This is a genomic window from Allobosea sp. 05L423, assembly GCF_056397745.1.
Genome location: NZ_JBFTOA010000004.1, coordinates 189,892 through 216,073, shown reverse-complemented (window position 1 = coordinate 216,073; position 26,182 = coordinate 189,892). Strand labels below are relative to the sequence as shown.

18 protein-coding genes are annotated in these 26,182 nt (G+C 64.5%); 6 read left to right on the top strand and 12 right to left on the bottom strand.

Annotated elements, in window-relative coordinates; translation table 11 throughout:
* Nucleotides 1–53: 53 nt before the first annotated feature.
* A complete protein-coding gene (locus AC1DNE_RS13525) occupies nt 54–995 on the top strand; it encodes an ABC transporter ATP-binding protein (RefSeq protein ID WP_476766655.1) in 942 nt (313 codons plus the stop codon).
* Here AC1DNE_RS13525 and mgtA read toward each other — a convergent pair.
* A complete protein-coding gene (gene mgtA, locus AC1DNE_RS13520; protein ID WP_441470172.1) occupies nt 981–3,584 on the bottom strand; it encodes a magnesium-translocating P-type ATPase in 2,604 nt (867 codons plus the stop codon). The two genes, AC1DNE_RS13525 and mgtA, sit on opposite strands and share 15 nt — an antisense overlap.
* A gap of 94 nt (nt 3,585–3,678) precedes the next feature.
* Complete coding sequence (locus AC1DNE_RS13515; protein ID WP_441470411.1) at nt 3,679–4,803, bottom strand: NAD(P)-dependent alcohol dehydrogenase; 1,125 nt, start codon at nt 4,801–4,803, stop codon at nt 3,679–3,681.
* Between the two features lie 192 nt (nt 4,804–4,995).
* Between AC1DNE_RS13515 and AC1DNE_RS13510 the strand changes: the two genes are divergently transcribed.
* Nucleotides 4,996–5,886, top strand: coding sequence for a universal stress protein (locus AC1DNE_RS13510; protein WP_441470173.1), 891 nt, complete (start codon nt 4,996–4,998; stop codon nt 5,884–5,886).
* Nucleotides 5,887–5,938: 52 nt separating this feature from the next.
* Complete coding sequence (locus AC1DNE_RS13505) at nt 5,939–6,745, top strand: ABC transporter ATP-binding protein (protein WP_476841107.1); 807 nt, start codon at nt 5,939–5,941, stop codon at nt 6,743–6,745.
* Between the two features lie 152 nt (nt 6,746–6,897).
* Here the strand turns inward: AC1DNE_RS13505 and AC1DNE_RS13500 are convergent, their stop codons facing one another.
* Genes AC1DNE_RS13500 through AC1DNE_RS13490 form a run of 3 tightly spaced genes read right to left on the bottom strand, consistent with a single transcriptional unit; the run spans nt 6,898 to nt 12,025 of the window.
* Nucleotides 6,898–7,926 (bottom strand): neurotransmitter-gated ion-channel ligand-binding protein, encoded by a 1,029-nt coding sequence (locus AC1DNE_RS13500; RefSeq protein ID WP_476766654.1) that lies wholly within the window; start codon nt 7,924–7,926, stop codon nt 6,898–6,900.
* Between the two features lie 38 nt (nt 7,927–7,964).
* The gene (locus AC1DNE_RS13495) at nt 7,965–8,930 is read right to left on the bottom strand and encodes a cache domain-containing protein (RefSeq protein ID WP_441470176.1); all 966 of its coding nucleotides are present in this window, start codon (nt 8,928–8,930) and stop codon (nt 7,965–7,967) included.
* Nucleotides 8,931–8,947: 17 nt separating this feature from the next.
* Nucleotides 8,948–12,025, bottom strand: a complete 3,078-nt coding sequence (locus tag AC1DNE_RS13490; protein ID WP_476766653.1) for a S8 family serine peptidase — start codon at nt 12,023–12,025, stop codon at nt 8,948–8,950.
* 229 nt (nt 12,026–12,254) lie between these two features.
* On the opposite strand from AC1DNE_RS13490, the gene AC1DNE_RS13485 reads away from it, so the two are divergent.
* The gene (locus tag AC1DNE_RS13485; protein ID WP_476766652.1) at nt 12,255–13,241 is read left to right on the top strand and encodes an AraC-like ligand-binding domain-containing protein; all 987 of its coding nucleotides are present in this window, start codon (nt 12,255–12,257) and stop codon (nt 13,239–13,241) included.
* Nucleotides 13,242–13,269: 28 nt separating this feature from the next.
* Here the strand turns inward: AC1DNE_RS13485 and AC1DNE_RS13480 are convergent, their stop codons facing one another.
* Nucleotides 13,270–14,040 (bottom strand): response regulator, encoded by a 771-nt coding sequence (locus AC1DNE_RS13480; RefSeq protein ID WP_441470179.1) that lies wholly within the window; start codon nt 14,038–14,040, stop codon nt 13,270–13,272.
* A 513-nt stretch (nt 14,041–14,553) separates the two neighbouring features.
* Here AC1DNE_RS13480 and AC1DNE_RS13475 point away from each other — a divergent pair.
* Nucleotides 14,554–15,600, top strand: a complete 1,047-nt coding sequence (locus AC1DNE_RS13475) for a DUF1254 domain-containing protein (protein ID WP_441470180.1) — start codon at nt 14,554–14,556, stop codon at nt 15,598–15,600.
* A gap of 208 nt (nt 15,601–15,808) precedes the next feature.
* The gene (locus AC1DNE_RS13470) at nt 15,809–17,086 is read left to right on the top strand and encodes a DUF1254 domain-containing protein (protein WP_441470181.1); all 1,278 of its coding nucleotides are present in this window, start codon (nt 15,809–15,811) and stop codon (nt 17,084–17,086) included.
* A 220-nt stretch (nt 17,087–17,306) separates the two neighbouring features.
* Here the strand turns inward: AC1DNE_RS13470 and AC1DNE_RS13465 are convergent, their stop codons facing one another.
* The 6 genes from AC1DNE_RS13465 to AC1DNE_RS13440 all read right to left on the bottom strand — a co-directional run bounded on the left by AC1DNE_RS13465 (nt 17,307) and on the right by AC1DNE_RS13440 (nt 26,182).
* Complete coding sequence (locus AC1DNE_RS13465; protein WP_441470182.1) at nt 17,307–18,890, bottom strand: bifunctional aminoglycoside phosphotransferase/ATP-binding protein; 1,584 nt, start codon at nt 18,888–18,890, stop codon at nt 17,307–17,309.
* Nucleotides 18,891–19,347: 457 nt separating this feature from the next.
* Nucleotides 19,348–19,623, bottom strand: coding sequence for a c-type cytochrome (locus tag AC1DNE_RS13460; protein WP_441470183.1), 276 nt, complete (start codon nt 19,621–19,623; stop codon nt 19,348–19,350).
* Between the two features lie 268 nt (nt 19,624–19,891).
* Nucleotides 19,892–20,221, bottom strand: a complete 330-nt coding sequence (locus AC1DNE_RS13455) for a c-type cytochrome (RefSeq protein WP_441470184.1) — start codon at nt 20,219–20,221, stop codon at nt 19,892–19,894.
* A gap of 309 nt (nt 20,222–20,530) precedes the next feature.
* Nucleotides 20,531–20,860: a hypothetical protein gene (locus AC1DNE_RS13450; RefSeq protein WP_476766650.1), complete on the bottom strand. Its 330-nt coding sequence runs from the start codon at nt 20,858–20,860 to the stop codon at nt 20,531–20,533.
* 450 nt (nt 20,861–21,310) lie between these two features.
* Complete coding sequence (locus AC1DNE_RS13445; protein ID WP_441470186.1) at nt 21,311–22,771, bottom strand: efflux transporter outer membrane subunit; 1,461 nt, start codon at nt 22,769–22,771, stop codon at nt 21,311–21,313.
* 135 nt (nt 22,772–22,906) lie between these two features.
* Nucleotides 22,907–26,182, bottom strand: coding sequence for an efflux RND transporter permease subunit (locus AC1DNE_RS13440; protein ID WP_476841088.1), 3,276 nt, complete (start codon nt 26,180–26,182; stop codon nt 22,907–22,909).

Here is a 26,182-nt window from a genome sequence, read left to right as displayed (position 1 = left end):
GGCCTTCCAAGTACCCGCGGGAAGGAGCCAGTGCGCCGGAGCCGCCACCGTCCTTGCTGCGTTTCGTCCTGATATCCGGCGGATGGCATCAGGCGGCGGTCTGTGCGCTGTCCGTCGCGGTCTCCCTGCTCAACGCAGCTCCGATCGAGACGCAGCGACGCATCATCGACACGGCGGTACACCGGGGCCCGATCGCCGTCATCCTGTCGCTCGTGTTGGCGCAATGCACCATCCTGATCGTCTACGGGTTGGCGAAGCTGGCGATGAACATCTATCGCGCCTGGCTCGGCGAATGCGCGACGCAGGACCTGCGCCTCGTGGTGACCCGGCGACTCGCGCAAGCGGATGAGCAGAATCCCTCCTTGGCCAACGGAACCGGCCTCGCCATGATCCTGGCGGAGGCGGACGACATCGGCGGCTTTGTCGGTGCCAGCCTCAGCCTTCCAATCGTCGAGGCCGGCTTCCTGATCAGCGTCTTCATCTATCTCGCTGCGCTCGATCTGGAGATGATGGCGGCCAGCCTGTTGATCCTGGCGCCGCAATTCGTCTTCATTCCAATGATGCAGCGCGCGATCAACCGGCGCATCGCGCAGCGGACCCGGCTGCTGCGGCGCTTCGGCGACGAGATGCTGTCTCCCGGCACCTGGGAGAGGGGCGCGCAGCGCCTGGACGAGGTCTTCACCGTCGACATGGGCGTGTTCAAGGTGAAGTTCTCGCTCAACTTCCTGATGAATCTGACGACGTCCGTCGGCAGCCTCCTCGTCCTGGGCATCGGAAGCGTGCTGGTCGTGCACGGCCGGACCGAGATCGCCACCGTCGTCACCTTCCTGTCCGCGGTCGGCAAGATCGTCGATCCCTGGAATGACATCGTCGACTGGGGCCGCGGTTTCGCGATGACCATGGTGAAGTACGATCTTGTCGTCCAGGCGCTTGCCGGCCCCCCTCCCCCCGACGATGGAGCCCGATCCGGAGCCCCCCGCTCAGAACGGGCCTAGCCGGCTGCGATGACCGGCAGGATGCCGCGAAGCGGGGCCGCGAGCGCCCCGCGAAGCCTTCATGGCAAGGGGTTTCAACGCCTCCGCCAGCGCGAGATAGACGAGCGCGATCGCCAGGATCGACGCCAGGATCGGGGCCGGCAGCGGCACGAAGCCGAAGGGGCGGCCGAGCGGTGTCAGGGCGAGGGCCAGCGCGGCGGCGAGCGCGCCGAGAGAGGTCAGGACGAGAAAGCGGTGCGGCCGGCTGCGCCAGAAGCGTGCCGAGGTTCTGATGACGAAGATCACCAGGATCTGCGTGAGAATCGACTCGACGAACCAGGCGGTGCGGAACGCATCCACGCCCGTACCGAAGACGCCGAGAAGCAATACGAAGGTCGCGGCGTCGAAGAGCGACGAAAGCGGCCCCATCACCAGCGTGAAACGCAGGACCGCACCCATGTCCCAATGCTGCGGCCGCGCGAGATCGCCAGGATCGGCCTCGTCGAACGGGATGCCGGTCTCCGAGAGATCATAGAGCATGTTGTTGACCAGGATCTGCAGCGGGTTGAGCGGCAGGAACGGCAGCACCATCGAAGCGAGCGCCATCGAGAGCATGTTGCCGAAATTCGAGCTCGTGCCCATGCGGACATATTTCATGATGTTCGCATAAGTGCGCCGGCCTTCGGCGATGCCCTGCGCGAGCACGCCGAGATCGGGAGCGAGCAGGACGATCGCCGCCGCCTCGCGCGCGACCTCGGTACCGCCCTCGACCGAGAGGCCGACATCGGCGGCGTGGATCGCCGGCGCATCGTTGATACCGTCGCCGATGAAGCCGACCGTGTGCCCTGCCCTGCGTAGCGCCAGCACGATGCGCGCCTTCTGCTCCGGCGCGATCCGGACGAACAGGTCGATATCTCGCACGCGGGCAGCAAGCGCGGCGTCACCCAATGCCGCGATCTCCTCCCCAGTCATCAGGCCACGCGACGGGAGCGCCAGAGTTTCGGCGAGATGCCGGACGACGGGAGCCGCATCTCCCGAGATCACCTTGACGCACACGCCGGCCGCCGCGAGCTGGCGGACCGCCACACCTGCCGAGGCCTTGGGTGGATCGACAAAGGCAGCACACCCGGCAAAGACGAGCCCGGCCTCATCCTCGCGGACCAGCGTGTCGGTTCCCGGCGCCATGGATCGGCGGGCGACACCGAGCAGGCGCAGCCCCTGTGCACCCCTGGCATCGATGAGGGCGAGAATCCCGCCCCGTGCCGCATCGTCGAGCTTGACGGCCTTGCCATCCGCTCGCTCGAACCGGTCGCACAAGGCGAGCAAGGCTTCGGGAGCGCCTTTGACGATCATCTCCCGCTCGCCGCCTCTCTCCACGAGGACCGAGGAACGACGCCGCTCGAAATCGAACGGCAGATCGGCCAGCGACCGCCAGGAACCGTCATCTTCTCCCGAGGTGGCAAGCAGGGCAGTGTCGAGGTTGTTGCGCAGTCCGCTGCAGAAGCGGCTGTTGACGCGGGCGAGCTCGGTCACGTCGGCGCTTTCGGTGCCGTCGCAGCCGAAGCTCCCGACATGGGCTATCCTCGCTTCCGTCAGCGTCCCAGTCTTGTCGGTACACAACACGTCCATCGCGCCGAGATCGTGGATCGCGGAAAGACGCTTCACCACGACCTTGCGCTGTGCCATCCGCATGGCGCCACGCGCCAGTGTCACCGTCATCACCACAGGCAGCAGCTCGGGCGTCAGTCCCACGGCCAGCGCGACGGCGAACAGGAAGCTCTCCATCGACAAGCCGTGCTGCACGAGCTGCGTCAGCAGGACGAACAGCACCAGGAAACCGGTGAGGCGCAGGATCAGCATGCCGAGACCGTGGACGCCCCGCTCGAAGGCGGTGGGCGGCTCGCTCGCCTGCATCGAGCGAGCAATCGCGCCCAACCGCGTTTCGGCGCCCGTCGCGGCGACGAGCATGCGGACATCACCCGAGACAAGGCTGGTTCCACCAAACAGTGCTGTATTGGTTCCGTCGTTGCCCCGGTCGGACGGCGTCGCCAGTTTCTCGACAGGGAAAGGCTCGCCGGTGAGCACCGCTTCGTCAGCCATCGCATCATGGCTTTCGAGGATCAGTCCGTCGGCCGGGATGAGATCGCCGGCATGAAGGGCGACAACGTCGCCCGGGACGACCTCCCGCACCGGAATCTCGACAGCTTTTCCACTCCGAAGTACCGTGACGTGCACCGCCACGGTGCGCCGCAGCGCGTCGACGGCGTTCTCAGCCTGTGTCTCCTGCACGACATCGAGGGCGATCGACACCAGAACAATCAAAACAATGATGAGCAGGCTCTGCCAGTCGCCGGTCGCGCCCGAGATCAGCGCAGCGATCAGCAGGATCGCGATCAGAGGTTCGACGAGCCGCTTCGCGATCTTGAATAGCAGCCCGCGCCGTAGGCTGGTCACCGCGAGATTGGGGCCACCGCTGCGCAGGCGCTCCGCCGCCTCGCCGTCGCTCAAGCCAACCGGAGTCGACCGAAGTCGTCGCAGCAGCGCGTTCCGGTCTTCTCGCCAGAACTCTCCCTCGCCTGTCGCTGCCGCTTTCGCGGGGGCCGTGGTCATTCCGTGTGCGACCCCCATGGGCATCATCGGGTTCTCGAGCGCCGTGAAGGCAGAGTTCAGCAGATGCGACCGGGAAACGAAACCGATCCGGCCCTCAGGGGGTAATCGCAACCTTGAGCACGCCGTCCCGCTGCTGCGCGAACAGCTCGTAAGCGTCCTTGATGCGCTCCAGCGGGAAGCGGTGCGTGACCAACCCGCCCAGATCGACCCGGCCGGACGCGACGACATCGATCAGGCGGCGCATCCGTTCCTTGCCGCCAGGGCAGAGCGTCGTGACGATGCGGTGGTCGCCGAGCCCTGCGGCGAAGGCGCCGAGCGGGATCGTCAGGTCGCTCGAATAGACGCCCAGCGAGGACAGTGTGCCGCCCGGCCGCAGCACGCGCAGCGCTGCAGAAAAGGTCTCCTGCCGCCCGAGCGCCTCGATCGCGACGTCGACGCCCCGCCCGTCGGTCAGGCGCATGATCTCGTCGACGGGATCGCCCTTCGAGAAGTCGACGATCTCGTCGGCGCCAAGCCTGCGCGCCATCGCCTGCCGCTCCGGAATGCTCTCCACCGCGATGATGCGCGTCGCCCCCATCAGGCGGGCGCCGGCCGTCGCGCACAGCCCGATCGGCCCCTGCGCAAAGACGGCGACGCAATCGCCGATCCTGACCCGGCCGCTTTCGGCGCCGGAAAAGCCGGTCGACATGATGTCGGGGCACATCAGCACCTGCTCGTCGGTCAGCCCCGACGGCACATGGGCGAGATTGACCATGGCATCGGGCACGAGCAAGTACTCGGCCTGCGCGCCGTCGATGGTGTTGCCGAAGCGCCAGCCACCCATCGCCTTGAAGCCGTGGCGCTCGCCGGGGCCGTCCTGCGAGGCGCAGCCGCAGAGGCAGGCGGCGCTGTGTCCCGAAGGCGTGATCGCGCCCGCGATCACGCGCTGGCCCTCCCGGAAGCCCCTCACCTCCGAGCCCAGCTTCTCGATCAAGCCGACCGGTTCATGGCCGATGGTCAGGCCGCGCGCGACAGGATACTCGCCCTTGAGAATGTGGATGTCGGTGCCGCAGATCGTCGTCGTGGTGATGCGCAGCAGCGCGTCGAGCGGACCGACATCCGGAACCGGCTTGTCTTCAAGCTCGATGCGACCTGCCTCCTGGAATACGGCCGCGCACATCATCTTGGGTCGGCTCGTCCGCGTTGCCCTCGGAGCGGACGGTGCGTCGGACTGAAGCATTGGCGACATGTTCGCTCTCCGAAATCGTCGTTGAGATCGCGTGGCCTCAACCTGCCGGGAATCCGCGCCGTTGGATTTGATTCAGCGCAAACCGCATGAAACCCGCGCGCATTTGACGAAAATCAATGCGGACAACCTGCTTCCGCCGCTCAATACTTGGACAAGGGTAGCACTATCGATGCGGAGGTCGGCATGAACGATATCATCCTGTCTTCGGGCACCACCGCAACGGTGCAGCCCAATCCCGGGACCGCCTATCGTGACATCGCGGTCCATCTCGACGGTTCGCCGGAAGACGAAGTGCGTTTGGCTCATGCCGAGGCGCTGGCAGTGCACCACGGGGCGCGGATCACCGGGATCTTTACGAATCTTCTGCCCGATCCTGCCCTTTTCGTGGGTGAATTCGGCACCTCCGCGATCGGGCAATTGGTCGATGACGTCACCGCGGAAGGAGACGCCAGCGAAAAGCAACTGCAACAGCGCCTGAGCCGCCTTGGGGCCGCTCACGAATTGCGCCGCCTGGACGCCTTCCCCGGCCTTCTCGAGCAGTCCGTCACCAGTGAAGCGCGCTGGAACGACCTCTTTGTCGCGACCTGTCCGCGCGGCGACGGCCACGCGCGCTGGCGCCCCATGATCGAGAGCGTCTTGTTCGACGGGGGGAGAGGGCTCTACCTCCTCCCCCCGCAAGCCGTACCACGCTCCGCGATCCGAACCGTTCTGATCGCATGGGTCGACACGCGCCAGAGCGCCCGTGCGGTGGCAGAGGCATTGCCTTTGATCGCCCAGGCGACGCAGGTGCAGATTATTACGGTCAGGGAAGCAACGCATGGACGGCTGGGGGGCGCCGAAGTCCTTGCCGATATCACCGCTCACCTCGCGCGCCACGGTGTCGAAGCAGCCGCAAGCGTGCTGAATTCGCGGGGGTTCATCCCGGATGCCATTCTCGCAGAAGCTGAGAGGATTTCGGCAGACCTGATCGTCGCAGGTGCCTACGGCCATTCGCGTTTCCGCGAATGGGTACTCGGCGGGGTTACCGAGGAACTCCTCGCCAGCGCATCTATCCCGCTCTTGTTCGCGCACTAAAGCAGCCGAGGACATCCCGCGCCTCCTTCGAACAGCTCGCCAGGAGAGGTCGATGGATTCTGTTGATCCGGAAGACCCCGGACAAAAGAGCGAATTCGCGGTGCGTGTCCGGGAACTGCAGGTCGTGTTGGACGGCAAGACGATCCTGGACCACCTCGACCTCGACATCATGCGCGGCGAGATTCTCGGCGTTATCGGAGCGTCTGGCTCCGGCAAGTCGGTTCTGGCGCGCACCATACTGGGCCTCGTGCCCAAACGGAGCGGCGTCATCGAGCTCTTCGGCAAGAATCTCGATGACCTGAGAGAAAGCGAGAGACGAGCCCTCGAACAGCGCTGCGGCGTCATGTTTCAGCAGGGCGCCCTGTTCTCTTCGTTGACGATCGCCGAAAATATCCAGCTCCCGATGCGCGAGCTTCTGCATCTGTCGCCAAGTTTGCTGGCCGAGATGGCCATGCTGAAGATCGAGCTGGTCGGATTGCCGCTTGATGCAGCGAAAAAATACCCGGCAGAGCTCTCGGGCGGCATGACCAAGCGGGCGGCCCTGGCGCGAGCTCTCGCTCTCGATCCCGAGATCCTATTTCTCGACGAGCCGACCTCGGGGCTCGACCCGATCGCGGCCGATGCCTTCGATCAGCTCTTGCTGACCCTCAAGGCAAGCCTGAGTCTGACTGTGATGATGATCACGCATGATCTGAGCAGCCTTCACGCGACCTGTGACGGGATCGCGGCAATTGCACGAGGCAAGATCATCGTCGTGGGAACGCTGCAGCACCTGCTGGCGCACGAGGACCCGTGGCTCCGGCAGTACTTCGCAGGCGAGCGTGGCCGGACCATTTTCTCCGATGAAATCACCGCATGATGCTCGGCCCACCGTGGCGGGGCGAGACCGCATGGCTCCGAAACTTCCCGTAATCGCCGCCTGGAACCATGGCGGGACGTGTTCTGTGCGCGTCACTGACCTCCGTGTGGCAGCGCGCCGCCGCCAAAATGCTCGATGACACAACCACCATGTCATCCCGGCAAGGCGCGGACCGCAGCCCCGACGCAAATGATCAACATCATCGCAGGTACAGCCCAACGCAGATGCCAACGCAGTTCTGCGGCATGGCCGCGCCAACGGAAACCGGGGTGAGCGATGGCGACCGACAGGGCGATTTCGAACATCAGCACCGCGACGAGATAGAGGTAACCAAGCGATATCATCTCGGCGACGGGGGTATTGAGAGAGATCGACCCCGGAAAGGAGGATTCGAAGGTGAAGCTGATCGCGGCCAGGGCCAGTAGCGAGGAGAAGATCAGGCCTCCCTTGTCCTGCTCCTTCAAGCCCGGAGACCACAGCACGAACAAGGAGACCGCCAGCACGGCTGCAATGGGAACGAACACACGCAGAAGATAGCGCTCCGCGTAGCGCGCGATCGTCACGGTCGCGTTGAGGCGCGAGTAGGAGCGCGCGTTCCAGCCGATCGCCAGATCGTTGGTGAAACGCAAGCCGACAGGCCGCCAGTCGACGACCGAGAGCGTGTCTTCGACACCGGAGAACGGCCGGTCGGCCTCCGTTGTCAGAACGATCGCCTCCTGCTGCGCATAGCGCGGCAGCGAGAGACCGATCGTCAGGTGCTGCCGGTCGAATGGAAAGGCGTCCATGTTCATTCGAAAGCGGAAATCGCTTTCGAAGCGCTCGATCACCACCACCTCACCATTGGCGTACACCGAGAGAGCGACCGTGCGGGCGTCCTTGTCGCCGATCTGGTTGTCGAGCGAGAGTCCGGGTGACCAGATGGCCTTCAGATAATTGTCGGCCTCCTCGCCCACCCTGTCCTCGCGGGCGAGGCCATGCGCGACGGCGTCGAAAGCAAGGCGCGGGTCGCGCCAGCGCTGTGTCAATTCGAGGTGCAGCCGTCCCTGCCCGGAGACCTCCTTGATCTCAAGGACGTTGAGCACGCGTAACGCGATGTGGACCCGCACCGGCAATCCCGCTGCCTCCGGCAGCGTGGTTCTGCCACTGCTCGCCCTTTCCTCTCCCGATGCGCCCTGAGGCATACCAAGAAGGATCAAGAGAAGGAGGAACAAGCGGCAAGTCATGAAGCGAGCCGCCGCAGGCGCGAGAGCACGAGGAAGCCAACGAAAGCGAGTATGCCGCCGCAAAGGGCGATGACCCATAGCTCCGTGCTCAGGCGGCGCCAGTCCGACCCGGCGTCCTCCTTGAGCATCAGGACGGTTCCGACCAGCTTGCCGGAAAAGTCGACCAGCGGCTGGCTCATGAACGTGTAGCCGCGTTCGCCGATCTGCCTTCGACCGAACTCCACGTCTCGCTGCGGCTGCGCCGCCCGGGCACGCAGGAGGCTCAGGAACAGCTGATCATCGGTCGACGCCATGATGCTGAGGTCGCCGGCCGAAGGCAGTTTGGGGTCGAGCGCAACGCCAACGAGGGACGCTGCGGAGATCACGGCGATTTCGCTATTGGTCGCCGTTTTGACCAGCTCGATCAAGGGGCGAAGGTCCAGCCCGACCTCCATGGTCCCGAAGAACTCAGAACCACTTTGGACGAGTGCGACACCGCGAATGCCGATGCCGGCGATGCCGATCTCGATCCCGGTCTGGGCACGCCGAAGCCGGTTGGCGGCGACGATCATGGCGCGGAAGGCGGATATGTCGTCGCCATGCTGGTCGGGGCGGTGCATGCGCAGCAGGTAGCGCAGGTCCTTGCCGTGATAGCCGAAGATCTGCACGTTCGCCTGCCGGCTGAGGTATTGGTAGGCATCCTCAGACAGAGACTGCAGTCGACCGCGATCTTCAGCCGCCAGCGCTTCGCGGATCTCGGCGTTGCGCGCAAAAGCCTCGGCGAGCGAGAGCGAGAATTTTGCGGCCTGATCGAAACTGGAACTCAGCAAGGAGCCCACGAGCCGCATCTGCTCTTCCCGGCTACGGGATGCGACGTTCTCGAGGCTGCGATGCTGGTGCCAGAGCATCGCCCCGAGAATGAAGGCGATGAGAAGTGCCGGCAGGCCGGCGCCCAGCAGGCGCCTTCTGAAGGTTGGGCCCATTGACATCTCCCGGCAGCCTACCAACGGGTCATCGCCTGGAAGGCGAAGCGATGGGTCGTGGCACCCATGCGGAGGTCGCCATCGTAGGAGCCGGTCACCTCGATCTGCGGCGTGATGAAGCCCGACAGGCTGGCACCGATGACTGCGCCGTCCCGCGCGGCCTCGGGGCTTCGCGTCAGGAAGCTCGCCCCGAGCAGGCTGGTCTGCAGAACGGCGACATTGTCGGCCAGCTCGTGAGACCAGTAGGCCTTGATGTCGAGGCGCAGCTTCGCGTCGCTCGCCAGCGGCGTCGATAGCCGGGCGCCGAGCAGGGAGCGTGCAGAGGTCTGGCTTTGGCCGCGCAGGGTCAAGGCAAAAGCGCCAGCCTGGGTCTCGGTCAGGCCGTCCTGCTGGAAGTAGTTCAGGCTGATGCCGGCTTCGGGCGACAGATCGAGACCGGCAAGCGAGGCAAGACGATATCCGGCGATGACGTTGCCGAAGACACCGTAGCCTTCGCCCTCCCCATGCGCGAGACGCTGGACATTGCTGAGCTGGATCGTTCGGCGGACGTCCGTTTTGCCGTAGCTGGCTCCGATCGAACCGCGCAGCGTCACGGCACCGAAGTCGGCACGGCCATAGGTTGCGAGACTGTAGTTGTCGACCGCGTCGCGGCCGGCAGCATCGGTCTTCGAGTCTCCGTTCGAGCGTGAGTACCCCAGGGCGGCGCCGACCAATCCGGTCTCGAATGCGGTCCTTTCCGCGCCGACAAGGGCACCGGCGAGGCCGAAGCTCGAGCCCGCTCCATTCGCGTCTCGGCCCGTGCGCCCGAAACCGTAGAGCGCTTGCCCCCAGAGCGCACCGTCCGCGACCGGTTGCACCCGGCCAGGCTCAGCCACGGCGCCGCCAAGGCTGGAATAACCGGCAGCTCCCAGACCGGCCACCGGGTTGGAGCGAGCAGCTCCGCCAGCGGTCAGGCGCTGATCGAGTGCCGTGCCCACCGTCCTCTGCGCGTTCATCATCGCCATGCGGGCATCGGCATAGCTCTGGCCGGATAGCGAACTCAGCGAATTTGAAAGTGCGCTGGGTGCCGTGGTGTAGAGCGCATCGAACACCTCCTGCCGCGCCGTATCCGGGCGGGTACCCGCGGCCGGCCGAACGGTGTCGAGCGCCCTCGCGACGGACCAGGCATTGCCGCTCAGGCCAGCGAGGGCGGCGTAGGAGCCGGGGGTCACGATCAGGGAAAGACCCGAGGTACCATACAGGGCGTCAAAGCGGGCGTTTCCAGGCAGGCCGCTGGCCGGCTGGTCCAGTCCGCTGAAACTGCCGCTCAAGCCCCCCTCGGCCACCAACACACGGAAGGCGGTTCCGAGCGCAGGCGTAAAGACATTGCTCGCATCGCCGGTGATACCACGCAGTACCGGGACGATCCGCCCGTCTACCGTGACATGTCCCAACGTGGTCTGGGCGACGAGGCGGGAATAATTGCCCGCACCGTTGCCTGTGCCGGTTCCATCCATGTCGAGGACGAAGCGGTTCGTGCCGCCGAAGCTCACCGGCCCCTTGACGAACAGCGTTCCCGGGGAATTGCCGGGCATGACCGTGCCGGCGCTGAACAGGCCGGCCTCGATCGATCCGGTTCCGCGCAAGGTGCCCTGCCGACCGACGGACACGGCGGAGGCAACGGAGCCGTTCAGTGCGAGCGTACCCCCGACGACGGAGGTGCCTCCACCATAGGTATTGCGGCCGGTCAGCTCGAGGCGACCTTCGCCCCGCTTGATCAGCCCGCCCGCACCGGCAATGTCATTGCCGAACGTCGCCGAATAGCCTTTCGTGTCGACGTCGAAAGTCTGCACAAACTGGCCAGGGCCGCGCACCGCCTTGCCGACGTTGAGCAAACCCCAGCCGTAGATTTCGGGAGAGCCGAGATCGGTCGCTGTGGTCAGGATCGACTGGACCACCTGCGGAGCTGTCATGAACGGGAAGGCTTCGCGGACGAGGGCCGCCGCACCCGCCACATGCGGGGCGGCCATCGAGGTCCCGCTCGAGAGATTATACGGTTGCGTGGGAGAGATTCCCTTGTCCGGAGTCACGGTCGAGAGGATGTCGACTCCCGGAGCGGCGAGGCACCAAGCGGCCGCGATGCCGCAGTAGTTGCTGAATGATGCGATCTTGCGATCGCGATCCACCGCGACGACGGCGAGCGTGTACGGCTGGAGATCAGAGTAGTTCAGGTGGCTTGAGCCGACCTCGTCGCCGTTGTTGTCGAGAAAGACATAGAGGTTCTTGCCGGCATTCTCCGGACGGATTGCCGGGTAGAATGCGGCCCCCGTCGGATTCTGGGCGATCACCGGCTGGTCCTCACGCTCGTTGCCGGCGGCGAAGACCATGACCATGTCCGCAGCGCCGGCCTGTCGAATGGCCGAGACTTCGGCGGAGGTGCCGTCGACATGGTAGGGCTGGATCGGGACGAGGCTGTAGTCCGGGTTTGGGCTGCCGTCCGGCAGGCTCAGCGAGGGATAGGACGGGCCGTAGCTGCCGTTCAGGACCTTTGCGCCCTGCTCGCTCGCGTAGCGGATGGCGGCGGCAACGTCACCGCCGGCCGGGACGATCGCGCGCAAGGCCAGAATCTCGGCATTGTAGGCAACGCCATGCATGCCGTTGCCGTCTCTCGCAGCGGCAATGGTCCCGGCGACATGTGTCCCGTGCGACGTCCTATCCCGATCGAGGAGGTCGGCTGGATCAGGTCGGTCGAAGCCGAAATTGCGGGACAGTGGCGAAAGCCTGCCGGCAAATTCGGAATGAGCCGGGTCGATGCCGCTGTCGACCACCGCCACGAGCACGCCCCTCCCGCTGAGCCCAAGCGAATAGGCGTCGGCGGCGTTGATCTGGGCGAGTCCATAGCTGGCATTGTATTCGGGCGTCACGAAGTACGCGGGCGCCTGCATCGTGAGGGCCGGCGGGAGGCTGCGGGCCGGGCGTCCGTAAAAGGCATCCGGCAGAGGCGTCCCGTCCGACGCCATGGCGACGAGCGGCACGAGAGCCGCAAGCAGAGGCGCTGCGGTCGAGATGAGGAAGGCAGAACGAAGGCCGGAACGGCGCGCGGCGGAGATCGGCATAGGCAAGGCTCGTGGGCGTCGTCCACCAAGCGTGGACCAGTCGTTCGGCGCGTATCATGAAACGAAAACCGAGGAGATGGCTCGCAGGCGACGTTGCGTCCCAATCATCCGGAACGGCGTATCAGGGGGCGTCTGAATGCCTCTTGACGGTGGGCAGATCTCCGGCGTCTAGAGACCTCTCTGATGCGCGGCGACCGGCAGCGCGGCGTGGGCACGGGCGGGCTCGGCGATGAAGGAAGAAGGCAGCCACGCGCGCCGGATTTTCGGCGACTGGCGCGAGACCATCGCGCCGATCTTCGATGTCCGGCCGCTCGCAGCGGACTGGGATACCGGATTTCATGCCGAGCTCGACCGGCATCATCTGAGCACCGCGCTGGTCGGGCGCGTGGCCACGAGCGCCCAACACTACGAACGCTCAGAAGGCCTGATCGGCGCGGTCGGTGTCGATCATCTGCTGATCCAGCTCTACGAGACCGGTCATACGACGCTCGACCTGGACGGGGAGGAAACGCACGCCGGTCCGGGCGATGTCCTGGTTTTCGACCTGTCCCGCCCGGTGCGGTCGCACGCCAGCGACATGCGGGCTGTCAGCCTGGTGCTGCCGCGCAGCCTTCTCGCCCTCGATGCCAGCAGCCTAGACCGCGTGCACGGCACCGTGCTCTCCTCGGCGAGCCCACTCGGCTCCCTGGCGGGAGATCATCTCCGCAGCCTGCTGAAGGCGGCGCCCACGCTCGAACCGACCGCAGCACCCGATATCGCCAAGGCAAGCGCGCAGTTGCTGTCGGCCTGCCTGTCGCCATCGCTGATGCGCGACCGCGAAGCCCCGGCCACGCTGACGGCGACCGTCGCCATGATCTGCCGCTTTATCGACCGCCATATCGGCGATCCCGGCCTGGATGCCAGAATGCTCTGCAGCGCATTTGGCATGTCGCGCTCGGCATTGTACCGGCTGTTCGCACCGATTGGCGGCGTTTCGGACTACATCCGCCAGCGCAGGCTTGCGCGTGCGCGCCTCGCACTCAATGCCGCGACGCGCGGGAGGGGCGGCGTCGGAAAGATTGCGCGCCAGTTCGGCTTTTCGAGCGATGACGCCTTCTCGCGGGCCTTCAAGGCACAGTTCGGCATCGCGCCCCGGGACGCCGCGCATCTGCGCATATCGCCGTCGATCGAACCGGACGTTGGCAGCCTGGCGAACTGGCTACGACAGCTGGCGTGATCGTTAGCCCCCGAAAGGCCTGCAAAGGTCATTCGCGATGCATCAGTCCACGGCCCAGGTCGTGCGGAGCTAATGACTGACCTGTGAAGACGTAGCCAACTCCTCGCACGGCTTTGATGAGCGGGAGCGCATTCTTGTCAGCCTCGATCTTCTTACGCAGGCGTGAGATCTGCGCGTCAATCGCTCGGTCAAACGCCTCGTAATTGCGGCCTCGCGTCAAATTCATCAATGTATCTCGTGAGAAGACGCGCCCGGGATGCTTAGCCATCACCAGCAGGATGTTGAACTCTCCCGTCGTGAGATCGACTTCCGCTCCCTCCGGCGTCACCAGTCGACGTTGCCGCGCGTCGAGCATCCATCCATTGAATCGGATCACCTCCCCTTCTTCGGTATCGATCGATTGAAGGGGCCGTGAATGGTGGCGGCGCAGCACAGTGCGTAACCTTGCCAGGACTTCCCGCAGATGAAACGGCTTTGCGATGTAATCGTCGGCCCCGATTTCCAGTCCGACGATCCGATCCACAACCTCGTCGCGCCCCGTCAGCATGATGATCGGCACATCCGACCTTGTGCGGACCTCGCGCGCCAGCGCCAATCCATCCTCGCCGCCAGGCAAGATCAGATCCAGCAGAATGATGTCGATCGCGAAGCGCTGCAACGCATCGCGCATCCCCCGCCCATCCGCCACCGCGCTGACGTGATAGCCTTCCTCTTCGAAGTAGCGGGCCAACATCTGGCGGATGCGCGGATCGTCGTCCACGACCAAAATATGGGCGTTGCGGGACGCCGGTTCGGCCATGGCGGAATGTTCCGGATAGGGCCACGGGGCGGATGTTACGATCGGTAACAATTTTATGTACACGCTAACACGCAGACCGTTGCAGCGCCATTCGGCGCGCTTTCTTCCCGCCGAGCAGTTCCGCCCTCAGTTCGCCAACTGGCTGTGCCGGGACATGGTCAACGCTCAAGCGATACCGGTGTTGTTCGCCCGCAGGAATGCCGAAAAGCGCGTGTGCAATCTGGTCTGATTGCGTTTGCCGGCAGAGGCCTTTCTGCCAGTCACATTGAAACGCCCCCTCGCGGACGTTGATAGGCCCGAGACGGGTGGAAAGCGCACCTTGCAGAAAAGGCCGTGTCATGTCCGGCGTCAGAGCGCTGGCTGACCTGTCGCACGCTGCATTGCCTCCCTCGAGTGCGTCTGATCAACTCAAGCCACGACACCAGCAGAATCCATCGTCAGCAGTCAAAAACGCCAAAACCGCGATCCCGCTGTGCCGGGTCGATCCGACGGTCTGTGTGAAAGGGCTATTCCATGAAGGCGACGCTCGTATTGCATGCCACGATCCTCGCCCTCGCCACGGCAGGCATGGCCTCGGCCCAACCGGCATCGCCGGGCGGGAATTCCGGCGGTGCCATCAAGGTCACTCCGGACAACTTCGTTCGGGCCGAGTCCGATCTCTACTTCAGCAATGTCGTCAAGGACGGCGGTTTGGGTAAGTTCGTGCATCGGCGCGAGCCTGCGGCGGTCAACAATCAAACCGTGATCCGCCTGAACCGCGACACGCTGTATTCTGCGGCGGTCTTCGATCTCGATGCCGGCCCTGTCACGATCACGATCCCGGATGTCGGCAAGCGCTTCGTGTCGATGCAGGTCATCAACGAGGACCAGTACACCCCGCAGGTCAGCTACGGCTCTGGCGCCCGCACCGTGACCCGCGAGAAGGTCGGCACGCGTTACGCGATCGTCGCAGTGCGCACCCTGGTTGATCCAGCAGATCCGAAGGATGTCCAGCAGGTGCATGCCCTGCAGGACGCGATCAAGGTCAAGCAGAATGGCCCGGGCACCTTCGTTGTGCCCGCCTGGGATCCAGCGAGCCAGAAGAAGGTACGCGATGCGCTCCTCGTCCTGGCCTCGACGCTTCCCGATGCGAACCGCATGTTCGGCACGAAAGCGCAAGTCGACCCGGTTCGTCGACTGATCGGAGCCGCCTCGGCCTGGGGCGGCAATCCCGACAAGGAGGCCATCTACCTCAACGTCACGCCAGCCCGGAATGATGGAACGACGGTCTACAAGCTGAACGTCAAGGACGTGCCGGTGGATGGCTTCTGGTCGATCAGTCTCTACAATCCGGAAGGCTATTACGAAAAGAACCCGCTCGACGCCTATTCGCTGAACAACATCACGGCAAAGAAGAGCGATGACGGATCGATCACGGTTCAATTCGGCGGCTGCGACGGCAAAATCCCCAACTGCATGCCGATCATGAAAGGCTGGAACTACATGGTTCGCCTTTACCGGCCGCGCGCCGAAATCCTGAGCGGCAAGTGGAAGTTCCCGGAGGCGCAAATCGTTCGGTAAGCGCGGTGCGTCGGCGGCGTTCATGCGAAACGCTCACTGCTTTCAAGCAGAGCCGCCGGCTGCAGGTTCGCCGAATGGACAAAGCTCCGGCAAATTTAATCTTCACTGAGATGAGGTCAGCATGTTCCGCGCTCTCAGCATTTTCCTGATATCGGTTGTCGCTGCTCTTCCTCTGAGTGCGGGAGCACAGACTCCCTCTGCGGAGCAGGTGCGCGCCATCGCGAAGGAGGCCTACATCTACGCCTATCCGATCCTGGAAGGCTATCAGACCTGGCGGAAGCAGGCGGTCGACGACAAGGCGCCTGAATATGTCGGGGGCTTCAACAAGTTCCGGCATTATTCGGAGCCTTTCACTCCGGACAACAAGGACATCGTCACGCCGAACAACGACACGCCCTATTCGTGGGCGTGGCTCGATCTGCGGGCCGAGCCGATCGTGGTCTCCGTTCCGGCCGTGGCCAAGGATCGCTACTACGTGATGCAGTGGATCGACCTGTTCACGCAGAACTTTGCTTATGTCGGGGTGAGGTCGACCGGGTTCGGCGCCGGCAGCTACATGATCGCCGGCCCGAAATGGAAAGGCACCAAGCCCGCGGGCATCAAGCGGGTTTTCCGGGCCGAGACCGACATCGTCGGCACGCTGACGCGGACCTCGCTGTCGGGACCCGAGGATGTCGCGAACCTGAAAGCGCTGCAGGCGCAGTACAAGCTCCAGCCCCTGAGCGCATTCCTGGGCCATCCCGCACCTCCGCCGGCGCCCGCATTGTCATTCCCGGCCTATGACCCCGCCAAGGCGCGCACGCACGACTTCATCGGCTATCTCAACTTCATGCTGCAACTGGCTGAGCCGCCCGATCCCAGCGAAGTGGCCTTGCGCAAGCGCTTCGCAACGATCGGCATCGAGCCGGGCAAGGCGTGGGACCCGGCGAAGGTTGCTCCGGCGACGCTCGCCGCCATCGATGCTGGTGTGAAGGACGGCCAGACCGCGATCGACGCGCTCGCGGCGAAGACTTTCGATACGAACGGCCTCTTCGGCTCGCGCGCGCAGCTCAAGAACAACTACCTCAACCGCGCCGTTGCCGCGATGAAGGGGCTCTTCGGCAACTCGATCGAGGAAGCGTGGTATGGCGGCTATCTCTGCGACGGCACGAAGCCATCCGTCGTGCACTTCACGAAAGCCAGCCTTCCGCCGGGACGCTTCTTCTGGTCGATGACGATGTACACGCTGCCGGACCGGCTGCTGTATGCCAATGCGATCAATCGATACTCGATCGGCGATCGAACCAAGGGTTTGGTCTACGGCAAGGACGGTTCGCTGGATATCTACGTCAGCAATACCTCGCCGGGGGCCGGCAAGGAGAGCAACTGGCTGCCGGCTCCTGCCGGGCGATGCAGCCTCGTTGCGCGCGTGTATGGCCCCAGCAGGGCCGCCATGACGGGGAAATGGAAGCTGCCGCCATTGCAGCCCCTCGGCGCCGCACAATGATGCAGCCCGCCGGGCGCCTCTTCCAGAAGCCATGCACATCGAAGGAATTAGCGGTGCGTTCGCGTTTGCTCCTCGATCGAGAGTGCCTTCCGCGACAGAAACGATCTGAGGCAGCGTTCCGGCCCCCCAGTCTCTCGACTGAGCGCCGGCTCAGCAACACGGTAGCTTTGAGCGCGATCCCTCGTCACCTGCGAGACGGCCTGCGCTGCCGGCCTCCCGCTTATCCGATGCCGTGGGTTTCCGGTCGCGTGCAGACCGGATTCGGCCAGATCGCCTGCACCGTCGTGTGAGAGCCGATCTCGGCAAGGGCTGCGGTTGCGACGACGTCGACGTCGCCCCGCGCCGGGATCCACGCCCATTCCGTCGCCGCACCATGCCGGGCGATCTGAGCCATAACGACGTCCGGCGTGGCATCGGAGGGATCGCCGTGGCGCGCAGCCACGCGCTGAACGAGCATCTGTTCGGGTGCCTGGAGCCAAAGGCCGCAGAACGGCACACCGGCGCGCCGGGCAACCTCCTCGATCCGCTCGCGTTCGGCACGACGGTCGAACACGGCATCGGCGACAGCCGCGTGGCCCTGTGCCAGCGCGCTCTCCGCGAGTTGCGTCATCGCGCGATAGGTCCGGGCAGAGATCTCGTCGCTATAGGCATCGGCGGATAGCCGCGTCTCGGCGGCGACACCGCAGAGCTTCTTTCGGATCCGATCGCTGGCCGAGATCCGAGCGCCAGGCGGCGGCCCGAGCGTCGGTGCGACTTGCGCCGCGAGCGTCGACTTTCCCGAACCCGAATAGCCGCCGATGGCGACGAACATGGGCCGCCTCCCCTTCAGAAGGTCGCGGCAAAGCTGCAGATAAGCTTGCGCCTCGGACAACCGCGAAGCCGAAGGTTTGCCGCTATCGATGGCGGTGACATGTGCACGCACGGCAGCTCTCACCGCCATGAAGAAGGGCAGCAAGCGGATGCCGGTCTCATCGCCCGTGGCGTCGAGATAGCGATTGAACAGGATGTTCGCGAGCGGCGCGAGCTTGCGGTGCCAGAGATCCATCAGAACGAAGGCGAGGTCGTAGAGGACATCTACGGTCGCAAGGTCCTCGTCGAACTCCAGGCAATCGAAAAGCAGCGGCTTGCCCTCGACCAGGCAGATATTGCGCAGATGCAGATCGCCGTGCCCGCGCCGGACCTTCCCTTCCCGCGCTCTCCGGTCGAGCAGCCCCGCATGGCGCGCGAGCGCTTCGCGGCAAGCGGAGATGACGGGCTCCACCTCGCTCCGTGACAGTATATCGGCATGGGCGAAGGATCGTTCGTTGACGGTGAGCACGCGCTCCATTCGCTTCGCCCCGTCGCTGTCGGCCGAGACGGGCGCCGTGCGGTGGAAACGTGCGACCGCTCCTGCGAGCTCGGCCATATCGTCTGCCGTGAGACGCCCGCGCTGCGCCATTCGGTCGAACAGGAAACTGTCGTCGAAGCGTTCCATCTCCAGCACAGCGTCGACCAACTCGCCCTGACCATTCAGCGCCAGATCGCCGTTCCGCTCACGCGTGATCCTATGAACCGCACGATACAGATCTGGCGCGGTCCGGCGGTTCAGCATCAGTTCGTGCTCGCACATCGCCAGTCGCCGTTCCGGCGTCGACAGATCGACGTAAGGCAACTTGACCGGACGCTTCAGCTTGAGGGCGCGGGGGCCGATCAACAGCACAATCGAAATATGGGTGGAAACCATCTCGATCCAGTCGGCGCCACCACCGAAGCCGTCGGACGATCCCAGAAAGCAGATCGTTCCATTCTGGCTGGCAATCTGCATAACGAGACTCCGTTCGAACGAACGATCATTCTCCCGTCGCGCAAAACGGCATTGATATTCGTCAAGTTCAGCCGTCTTAAATCTCTTTCCCTTGGAAGAAGCGCGAACAACCGAACAGCGCAAAACGAAAAAGTGCGTCGGCGCAGTTCTCCAACCAGTCCGCGTGCTTGTTTCGGAGGGACAGCGGACGGCTCGCCGCCAATTTATAGGCAGAGCGCTTAGGAAGGCCGTCGCCATGCCCGAGCGAAGCGCGGTTCGCGAACGAATGCTGCGATGTCAGGTTGCAACCGAAGGAGCCCTGTCTGATACCCGAGACGTGCAACCTGGCTATCACGTCACCATGCCGTCAGGGTTGAGCAGGCGCGTTAGCGGCGCTGGTCTGCGTCGCCATCCATGCGGTCAGAGCGCGGCGCGAGTGGGCCTCTCCTGGCGCCACGTTGCAGAACGGCGCTGATCCCTATTTCACCCGGCGCTTGATGTAAGCGACGAGATCCGCAATCTCGGAACGCGTGAGCGACAGGTTCGGCATGCGCGTGTCATGCGGGTTCGCCAGGAAGGCTGCGAGCGTCGCTTCGTCGAAGCGCCCGGCCCTGCTGATCTGGGCGAAAGTCGGGACAGCGTCGGAGGCCCGCCGCTGCCCGGGAGCAACGACATGGCACTCGGCGCACCAGCGCTCGGCAATCCGCTGTCCTCTGGCGCTATCGGCGGCCGCTCCCTCACTCGCAGGTGCCACGAGCAGAGCCGCAACGACGCCCAAATATGCGCGGCGTCCACCTGCCATCCCCATAACCATACCCTCCCCCGAGTTCCCTTCGAGTGGTTCGCCGGCAACCCCGCGCCGGCGGCGACGCTCGCAGCAGCAGGCCGAGGAAGCATGCCTGGGCGCGGCTGCTGCGCGGTTCGGACAGATCGATGGGGCGGTTACACCAGGCCCGGCGCGCGGGAGGCCGCCGGCAAATTCGCCGCGCTCCGCCGTTTGACCGAGTGCTTTCGACTGCCCGTCACTGTCCCCCCTTCAAGCTGAGGATGTAGGCAGCGACATTGGCGATTTCGTCTGCCTCCAAGATCAGGTTCGGCATTGTAGGGTGAGACGTCCGGAGGAACGCATACAACGCCATCCCGGTCATACCGCGCGTGTTCGCGATCGCGCCGAACGGCGGCGCCTGGGCGTTCGGCGAAGAAGGCTGCCCGCGCTCCACCGCGTGACAAGCAGCACAAGCCTGCCGCGCGAACGCCAGCCCCTGTTGCGTGTCACCCGTCTGCTGCGCGCTCAGGCTTGCAGGCACAACCGAAAGGACCGCACCAACCGCAAAGCCCCGCAGGCGTCCCATGACCAGACCCTCGCTGTTAACGCATTTTATTGAATAGAACAGCAGATGGCTATACCGTCGGCGTCGCGATTACCTTGCGTTAGATCCCGCCCCTGGATCAGCGCGCGCTGGTCTGCAGCACGTTGACCGGCCCGTTCCGACCAGGGGCATTCAGCCCGATCGGATCCGGCTCCAGTCATCATCGTACGCCGCAATTCGTTGGGGCGCGAGACCGGAGAAAGCGATCCCGTCTTCGACGGCTCGGTCTGGGAATGAACGAATGGAGCGCTGCTTCACTCCCGAGAGGATGTGCGATGACCGCCGAAAACGTCAGTTCGTTGCACCGAGAGACAGTTTTATCTCCCTGACCATCGCCATGCAGCCTTTTACATCCTGCTTTTGCGCGAGGATACGGGCTTTGGCCAAGCGATCATCGAGCTCGTTCCAAGCCTCTTTGCTGGCCTGCGCCATCGATTGCGCAGTCGGCTGCCGGTGGAGCCTGGCCTGCGCCGTTTCGTCGTACTCAGGGGTCTCTTTCCGGCTCTGAACGAGCTGTTCAATCTGCGCGATCTCGCGCTGGCATTCTCCCGTTTGGCCAAAGGCCAAAGAGCTTTGAAGGCAGATAACTATCGGCAGCGCCACACCTAACCGTTTCATCATGACGAAACCTTCGAGGCGTTGGACCCTCCCAAGCAACGAGCACCCTATCGCAGGGTTGGCACCTAACAATACGGATCGATCGCATCATGGCCGCGCTAGCCGCATCCGGGGTTCGGAGCTTTCAAGATCGAGCCGCCCGGTATGCTTCTCCGGTCTTCGGCGCGACCACGGTCATATCCACGGCTCGTCCGCGAGAACGCGCGCAGTGTAGCATGAACTCATCGAGAGATTCAGTGGCCACTTGAAGCGCTGGGCTATTGACTTGGAGCTTGCGGCGACGCCGCTGAGAACGGCGCCGATCTCGACCGCGCAAGATCCGCATGAGCGCGTCGGAGACAGATCAAGGCCGAACGCAACTGGCGCATCGGTGGACAGGAACGCGTTCCAGATCCGGCTCGGGCCTCCGAGATGCCGGATACATGCGCGGTTGCGGTATCCGTCTGAGCATCATCAAAGAGGTGGCAGATCGCGGGTCCATCCGCCGCCCAGCGCCTGAAACAGGCTCGTCGCGGCAAGAAAGCGGTTTAATCTGACCTGCGCCAGATTATCCTCGGCGGCAAAGAGCGTCTGCTGGCTCTGCAATACGCTGATGAGATTTGCCGTGCCGCCGCGCAACTGCGCTTCGGCGACTTCGAAGGCCCGGCGCGCACTGGTGACGACCTCTGACTGAAGCCTTTCCTGCCGGGTTATCTGGGTCAGCGCCACCAGTGCTTTCTCGACATCGGCAAAGGACGAGAGAACCGATTGACGGTAGGCCTGCAAGGCCTGCAGTTGTGCCCCCCTCGCTTGGTCGAGTTGGCTTTGCAGGAGCCATCCGTCGAAGATCGGCTGCGTCAAGCCGGCGGCCAGCGTATAGTACCAAGCACCCGGTCCAAACAGCGAGGTCAGCGCCTTGCTTTGGAAGCCGCCAATACCTGTAAGCTGGATCTGCGGAAAGAAGGCCGCCCGCGCTGACTCGACGCTGAAATTTGATGCGGCGAGCTGTGCCTCAGCCTCCAGCACATCGGGTCTGCGGTGCAATAGCTCCGATGGCAGGCCCGGCGTCACCCGCGGCACCGAAACCTTTGCCATACCACCGCTGATCACTCTGAAATTCGCAGACGCCCGGGCGAGCAAAAGGGCCAAGGTCACGTTGTTCTGGGCCGCGGCAAGCTCGAGTGGCGGGACCGTCGCCTTCTGCGTCGCGACGAGTGTCTCCTGTTGGGAGAGATCGAGCTGCGACACCGTTCCGGCGTTGAATTGCTGCCGCACCAGCGTCAGTATCCGCTCGGCCGCGGCGACGTTGCTGTAGGCGATCCGCAAGCGGTCGTTGGCCGTCAGGATCTGGAAGTAGGTATTGGCGACGCTGACGGTCGTACTGAGGGTGACGACGTCGCGATTGTACCTGGCCGCTATGGCATTCTCCTGCGCGGCATATAGGGTTGCTCGGTTTTTTCCCCAGAAGTCGATCATGTAGCTCGCCGTCAGCCCGACGCCGAACTGGGACTTCGTGCTGGACCCCGAACTGCCGCTGGTCGTCGGCAGCCGTATGCGCTCTGCGTTGCCAGTTCCAGTCACGGTCGGGAGCAACGGCGCACCGGCGATCCCGGCCTGCGCATCCGCCTGGACAATCTGTGCGACTGCGACCGCGATGTCGAGGTTGGCGGATTGCGCGGCTTCGATCAGGCTCGTGAGCTCTGCGGAGCGGAAGCCGCGCCACCAGTCGAGACCGGGCAGCGCCGCGTCGGGGCTTCGGTTTCCGCCTCGGTAGCTGGCGGGCACCTCCAAATCGGCAGCCGGATGCTCGCTGCCGAGAATGCAGCCCGACAGGCCGAGCGAAATGGCGACCAAGGCACCGATGCCGTGCCAACCGAACGAAGGCGCGTGCCTTGCCGAGATGCAAGTCGAAGCGAACGCAACGCGATCACACATGCATGGACTCCCCCGCCGATTCTCGGAGTTCATCCGATCGCGCCGCGAAGCGATAGACTTGGTCGGGAAACGGGGAAAGTTTCGGCATGGGGAGCCGTCGCAGCGCAGGCTCCACGGCCTCGCCGTCCTTCCCCATCATGCCGTGGCATCCGGGGCGGGCGCAGGCCGACGTCTGCGCAGCTTCCCGCACCAGGCGCGAAAGCGGTCAGCGTAGAGATAAACGACCGGCGTCGTGTAGAGCGTCAGAATCTGGCTCAGGACCAACCCGCCGACGATGGCGATGCCAAGCGGGCGCCGCAGTTCTCCCCCTTCGCCGAAGCCGATCGCGAGCGGCATCGCGCCGAGCATGGCGGCCATCGTCGTCATCATGATCGGCCGGAACCGCAACAGGCAGGCCTCCTGAATGGCTTCGAACGGGGGCAGGCCGCGCTGGCGCTGCGCGTCGAGCGCGAAGTCGATCATCATGATCGCATTCTTCTTAACGATACCGATCAGAAGGATCACCCCGATCAGCGCCATGATGCTGAATTCGACGCCGAAAGCCATCAGCGCGAGCAATGCGCCGACCCCGGCCGACGGCAGCGTCGAGAGGATCGTTAGCGGGTGCACGAAGCTCTCGTAGAGCACTCCCAGGACAAGGTAGATCGTCACCAATGCCGCCAGGATGAGATAGGGCTGGCTGCCAAGAGCGTCCTGGAAGGCGCGGGCCGTTCCCTGATAGGTGCCGTGGATGGTGACGGGCACACCTATCCGGTTTATGGCGGCCTCGATCGACTCGATTGCCGTGCTCAGCGACACGTCCGCCGGGAGGTTGAACGAGATGGTATTGGCGACGAGCAGCCCCTGATGGTTGACGGCGAGCGGCGTCGCGCCCAGCTCGAAGCGCGCGATCGCCGAGAGCGGTATCATCGTCTCCAGCACCGTGCTGACAGCCGAGCCGGTCGAGACCGCTCCCTTGCCGGTCGCGCCGATGGAGTTGGTGGCGAGATTGCGGGCCGCATCCGCCGCGACGCTGCTCGCCGGGGTCGATTTGCCCGCGGCCGCGACCGTGCCGGCGACCGCATTGGTTGCCTGAGAGCCTCCGACCGACCCGCCGGCAGTGCTGATGAAAACCTGCTTCAGCGTTTCCGGGTTCTGCCAGAAGCGCGGCGCCACCTCCATGATGACATGGTACTGGTTGCGCGCGACATAGATCGTCGACACCTGCCGCTGGCCGAAGGCGTCGTAAAGGGTGTTGTTCACCTGCGCCATGGTGAGGCCGAGGCGCGCGGCCGTATCGCGATCGACGATGACGTTGGATTCCAGCCCCTTGTTCTGCTGGTCGCTGTTGACGTCGGCGAGCGTCGGCAGCGCCTGCAGCGCGGCGGTGATCCTCGGCGTCCATTCCGCGAGATCCTCCAGGGTCGAGCCCTGCAGCGTATACTGGTACTGGGCATTGCCGACCCGGCCGCCTACCCGGATATCTTGAACCGCCTGCAGGAAGAGGCTCGCGCCGGGCACGACTGCCAGATCCCGCCGCAGGCGCGCAATCACCTGGTCGGCAGAGACGACGCGTTCGGCGAGCGGCTTCAGCGCGATGAAGACGCTGCCGGAATTGGTCTGCCCACCGCCGGTGAACCCGACGACGGTGTCGACGGCCGGGTCGGCCTTCACGATCGAGACGAAGCGCGAAAGCTTCTGCTGCATAAGCTGGAAGGAGATGCTCTGATCGGCCTGGATGGAACCGACGATGCGTCCCGTGTCCTGCTGGGGAAAGAAGCCCTTCGGAATGGCGCCGTAAAGATAGAAGTTGAGGCCCAGCACGGCTGCGAAGACCAGCATGATCGCCCCGGGATGGCCAAGCGCGACTGTCAGCGTTCGCCTGTATCCGCCAAGCATCCAGGCGAAGACCCGCTCGCTGCCGCGATATAGTCGGCCATGCCGAAGCTCGGAATTCCTGCGCAGGAGCGCGGCGCACATCATCGGTGTCGTCGTCAGCGAGATCAGCAGCGAGATGATGATCGCCAGCGAGGTCGTCATGGCGAATTCGCGAAACAGCCGCCCGACGATGCCCCCCATCAGCAGGATCGGGATGAACACTGCGACCAGCGAGATGCTCATGGACAGGACCGTGAAGCCGACCTCCTGCGCGCCCTTGAGCGCGGCCTCGCGCGGCTCCATCCCGCCCTCGACATGGCGCGCGATGTTTTCGAGAACCACGATGCAATCGTCGACGACGAACCCCGTCGCGACGGTCAAGGCCATCAGCGACAGGTTGTTGAGGCTGTAGCCCAGCAGGTACATCGCCGCGAAGGTGGCGATCAGCGATACGGACACGGCCACGATCGGCACGAGCATGGTCCGCCAGTCCCGCAGGAACGCGAACACCACGGCGATCACCAGCAGGATCGCGATCAGCAGCGTGCGCTCGACATCGTTGAGCGAAGCCCGGATCGTCGTGGATCGGTCGACGGCCGGCGCGAGATCGATGGCCGGCGAAATGGAGGCCCGGAGCGTCGGCAGGAGGGCCTTCACCCGGTCGACCACGCCGATGATGTTCGCGTTGGGTTGCCGGAACAACACGAGGAGAACGCCGGGCTTGCCGTCGACGAGCCCGGCATTGCGCAGATTCTCGACCGAATCCGTCACCTCGCCGATATCGGACAGCCGGATGGGCGCGCCGTCGCGATAGGCGATGGTGAGGGAGCGATATTGTTGCGCCTTTTCTGCCTGGTCGTTGGCATAGATCTGGTAACGGCGATCGCCGACATCGATCCCACCCTTGGGGCTGTGGGCGTTGGCGCTGGCTACGGCGGCGCGGACGTCCTCCAGGCCGATGCCGTATTTGTAGACGGCCTGCGGATTCAGCTCGACCCTGACGGCCGGCAGCGAACCGCCGCCGACGATGACCTCGCCGACCCCTTCCACCTGAGACAGTTTCTGCGCGAGCACCGTGGAGGYCGCATCGTAGAGCTCGCCCCGGGTCTTCGTGTCCGAAGTCAGCGTCAGGATGAGCACGGGCGCATCCGCCGGGTTGACCTTCCGATAGGTCGGATTCGCGCGCAGGCTTGCCGGCAGGTCGGCGCGAGCCGCGTTGATCGCAGCCTGCACGTCGCGCGCAGCGCCGTCGATGTCGCGCTTCAGGCCGAACTGGAGGGTGATCCGCGTTCCTCCGACCGTGCTTGACGAGGTCATCTCCGTCACATCGGCGATCTGGCCGAGATGGCGCTCCAGCGGGCTCGCCACGGTCGCCGCCACATCTTGCGGGCTTCCGCCCGGCAACGTGGCCTGGACCGAAATTGTCGGGAAATCGACCTCCGGCAGGGGGGAGACAGGGAGCTGGAAGTAAGCGACGGCGCCCACCCCGGCAAGCCAGACGGTCAGCAGCGTGGTCGCAACCGGTCGGCGGATGAAGGTCCCCGACGGGTTCAT